The sequence below is a fragment of the Bradyrhizobium sp. PRIMUS42 genome (assembly GCF_023006515.1).
Lineage (GTDB): Bacteria > Pseudomonadota > Alphaproteobacteria > Rhizobiales > Xanthobacteraceae > Bradyrhizobium.
In genome coordinates this window covers 1-3,785 of the sequence record NZ_JALBGZ010000613.1, presented here as the reverse complement: position 1 = coordinate 3,785, position 3,785 = coordinate 1, and the positions used below count along the sequence as shown (strand labels likewise).

General features: G+C 63.9%; 3 protein-coding genes. 1 reads left to right on the top strand and 2 read right to left on the bottom strand.

The window, feature by feature from the left end; all coding sequences use genetic code 11:
• Nucleotides 1–2,692, bottom strand: a 2,692-nt coding sequence (locus MOV75_RS30425) for an EAL domain-containing protein (RefSeq protein WP_247007165.1), incomplete at its 3' end; no start/stop codon positions are given.
• 314 nt (nucleotides 2,693–3,006) lie between these two features.
• Here MOV75_RS30425 and MOV75_RS30420 point away from each other — a divergent pair.
• Nucleotides 3,007–3,171, top strand: a complete 165-nt coding sequence (locus MOV75_RS30420) for a Flp family type IVb pilin (protein ID WP_246931295.1) — start codon at nucleotides 3,007–3,009, stop codon at nucleotides 3,169–3,171.
• Nucleotides 3,172–3,174: 3 nt separating this feature from the next.
• Here the strand turns inward: MOV75_RS30420 and moaC are convergent, their stop codons facing one another.
• Entirely contained in the window at nucleotides 3,175–3,693 is a 519-nt protein-coding gene (moaC, locus tag MOV75_RS30415) for a cyclic pyranopterin monophosphate synthase MoaC (RefSeq protein ID WP_246931297.1), read from the bottom strand.
• Nucleotides 3,694–3,785: the final 92 nt, after the last annotated feature.

Sequence of the window (3,785 nt, the reverse complement as noted above, 5' to 3'; positions counted from 1 at the left end):
GGGCGAGCCGGCTGCGATGCAGCGCGAACAGCTCGAGCACCTTGTCGGCGGGCTTTGCGGCGCTGAAGAGATACCCCTGCATCTCGGAACAGCCGAGTGCGCGCAGCAGGCGCTGCTGCTCCTCGGTCTCGACGCCCTCGGCCGTGGTGGTCATGCGGCGCGCGGCCGCCAGATTGACGACGGCCTGGACGATGCTGGCTGAGCCGTCGGGACCGGCGATGTCGTCGACGAAACAGCGGTCAATCTTGATCTTGTCGAACGGGAAGCGGTGCAGATAGCTCAGCGACGAGTAGCCGGTGCCGAAATCGTCGAGCGCGATGCGCACGCCGATGGCCCGGAGCTGGTGCAGGATCGTAAGCGCAGTGTCGTCGTCGCGGATCAGCACCGCCTCGGTGATCTCGAGCTCCAGCCGGCTCGCCGGCAGGTTCGAAGCGGCGAGCGCCGCCATGATCTTCAGCGCCAGCGTGCCGCTCTTGAACTGCACCGGCGAGACGTTGACGGCGAGGCGGATGTCGTCGGGCCAGCTTGCCGCCTCCCGGCAGGCGGTCGCCAGCACCCATTCGCCGATCTCGTTGATCAGGCCGGTATCTTCGGCGATCGGGATGAACTCCGCCGGCGAGACCATGCCGCGCTCGGGATGGCGCCAGCGCACCAGTGCCTCGCAGCCGGTGATGCGATCATCCTTCAGGCCGAGGCAGGGCTGGTAATAGACCTCGAGGCCGCCTTCGAGACCCCCTTGGGCGATGGCGTGGCGCAGGTCGCTCTCGAGCTGCCGGCGTTCGCGGGCCTTGGCGTCCATCTCCGGCTCGAAGAAGCGATAGGTGCGGCGTCCGGCGGATTTGGCGGCATACATCGCCATGTCCGCGTTCTTGAGGATCTGGTCGAGCGCAGTGCCATGTTCGGGTGCGAGCGCGATTCCGATGCTGGCATCGGTGTTGAGATGATGGCCCAGACAGTCGAACGGCGCGCGGATAGCCTCGAAGATCCGCGCGACGAGTTCGTTGACCTGGTCCAGCGACGTCACCGGGCTCTGTACGATGGCGAATTCGTCGCCGCCGAGCCGCGCCACGAAATCCGCCGGGCCCGCACAGCGGCGCAGGCTTGCGGCAACCGATTTCAGCAGCTCGTCCCCGACGAGATGGCCGAGCGCGTCGTTGACGCCCTTGAACTCGTCGATGTCGATGTAATGCACCGCGATCTCTTCGCCGTTGCCGATAGCGGCCAGCTCTTCGCGCAGATGCTCGTGGAACATGGTGCGGTTGGGCAGATCGGTCAGCGAGTCGTAATGGGCGAGGTGGGTGATGCGCTCCTCGATGCGACGACGCTCGGTGATATCCTCATGGGTTGCCACCCAGCCGCCGTCCGCGAGCGGTTCGTTGAGGATGTGGATCGAGCGGCCATCGGAGGTCTCGACCACCATGGAGTTGCGCACATGGATGCCCTTCAGCACGCGGGCGAGATAATCGTCGACGTCGCCCGTGAACGAGCCGGTCACCTTGCGATGGGCGATGATGTCGTGGAAGCTCGAGCCGGGCTTCACGGTTTCGGCCGATAGTCCGTACATCTCGATGTAGCGCTGATTGCAGACCACCAGCCGCTGCCCGGCGTCGAACAGCAAAAGGCCTTGCGTCATGTTGTTGACGGCGCGGTCGAGCCGCTGCTTTTCCAGCGTCAATCGTTCCCGCGAGAGTCGGTGCTGCGCCAGCAGCTTGCGCACGACCGCGATCAGAACGCCTGCGATGGCGAGCGCGGAAGAGGCGGCGACCGACATCAGGATGCCGATCTGCTCGCGCCAGTCCGCTAGTGCAGCCGCGCGCGTCGTGGTGGCCATCATCAGGATCGGGTAGTGGGGCAGGGCGCGCGAGGAGATCAGCCGGTCGTCGCCGTCGACCGGGCTTACGAAACGGCCGGCGAATTGATCGAGGCCGAAAACCCTCTGCTGCGCAAATGAACCGTTCTTGAAATTTCGCCCCATCAATTCGCTGGAATGCGGATACCGGGCGAGCAGCGTACCGTCGCGATGCAGCATCGAGATTGTGGCGTCTTCGCCGAGCGCGACGGAGGCGAAGAATTTCTCAAAATTCGCGGGCTCGATCCCGCGTCCGACGACACCCAGGAATTCGCCGCTTGGTCCGACGATCCTCCGGGCCACCAGGATGGTCCATGCGCCGGAGATGCGGCTGTGCAGCGGCTCGATCAGCACGTCAGGCGAATAGGGATCGTATTTGAAGGTGCGAAAATAGCCGCGATCGGCAACGTTCACTTTCGGAGCCGGCCATGCCGTGGAGGAATTGATCAGATCGCCTTCGGCGTCGATGATGTTGACGCCGCCGATGTAGGGCAGCGCCTCGATCTTCGAGCGCAACATCCGATGGACGTCCTGGCCCGAGAGGCGCTTGCGATAGTCGTCGGCACTGTTGATTGTTGTGGTGCGGACGTGGTCGACGAAATCCTTCTGGATGACCGCGAAATCCTGCAATTGCTGATCGAAATGGTGGGCGAGCAGCAGCACCGTGTTGTCAAGCTCGCGGCTGGAGTTACGCAGTGCCCGCTCGCGGAAATTCTGCGCCATCAGCACCGAGCCTATGGCAATTGCTGCGATCAGCAGCGTGCCGCTCATCACCAGCCAGCGGATCGGTCCGCCGCGCACGAAGGCCTGGTCAAAGAGGCGATTGCCTAATCTCGTCATCATGCTGGATCATTGCCGTGCACACGTCAGGGTCAATTCTTGGCCCGGTAAACATCCGTTGGTTTACGGGATCGGTGTGGAGGCGAAGTTAGGAAGCGCGGTTAATGCGATGTGAACGGCCGCGCACAAAAGCAATCGATGCGCCGGGCGCAAGACCGTGCAGGAATTGCCGCAAGCTCCCGCGATGCCGGTCAATTCCTGCCGGCCGTGCCGTGATCAACCAGGGCTTAACCATCTAACATGTTGGCGTTCCTCGAAAGCGCATTGGCACGTGATTTGCGAACACATCTGCCAAAGACACAGAGAGGGACACGACCATGACGAACATTCTGAAGAGCTTCATCGCCGACGAGCGTGGTGCGACCGCGATCGAATACGGCCTGATCGCCGCCGGCATCGCGCTTGCGATCATCACCGTCGTGAACGGCCTGGGCAGCAGGCTCAACACGAAATTCACATCGATCAGCACGTCGCTGAAGTAACGTTCACGCGCGGTAGTGGCCGGACTTGCCGCCGAGCTTCTCGACCAGATGGATACCCTCGATGCGCACGCCGCGCTCGACCGCCTTGATCATGTCGTAGATGGTGAGGCAGGCGACCGACACGGCCGTGAGGGCCTCCATCTCGACGCCGGTCGGGCCCGTCACCTTCACGCTGGCGCGAACGAGGCAGCCCGGCAATTTCACGTCGGGCTCGATGTCGAGCGTCACCTTCGACAGCGCGAGCGGATGGCAGAGCGGGATCAGTTCCGAAGTGCGCTTGGCGGCCATGATGCCGGCGATGCGGGCTGTGCCGAGCACGTCGCCCTTCTTGGCATTGCCGGATACGATCAGATCGAGCGTCGCCCTGGTCATGACAACGCGGCCTTCGGCGACCGCGAGCCGCTCGGTCGCGGGCTTGTCCGACACGTCGACCATTCGCGCCTCGCCGGAGGCGCCGATATGGGTGAGGGCGGGGCCAGCCTTGGCTCTCAGGGGCTTGGTCTTGGAAGGCTTGCGCGCCATGTCAGCGCGTGCCCGTCGCGCGCGCGCGCCGTGAGTTCATCGTTGGCTTTTCCCAAGCGTCCCACGTCGTCGGGCGTGGCAAGGATGAAGCC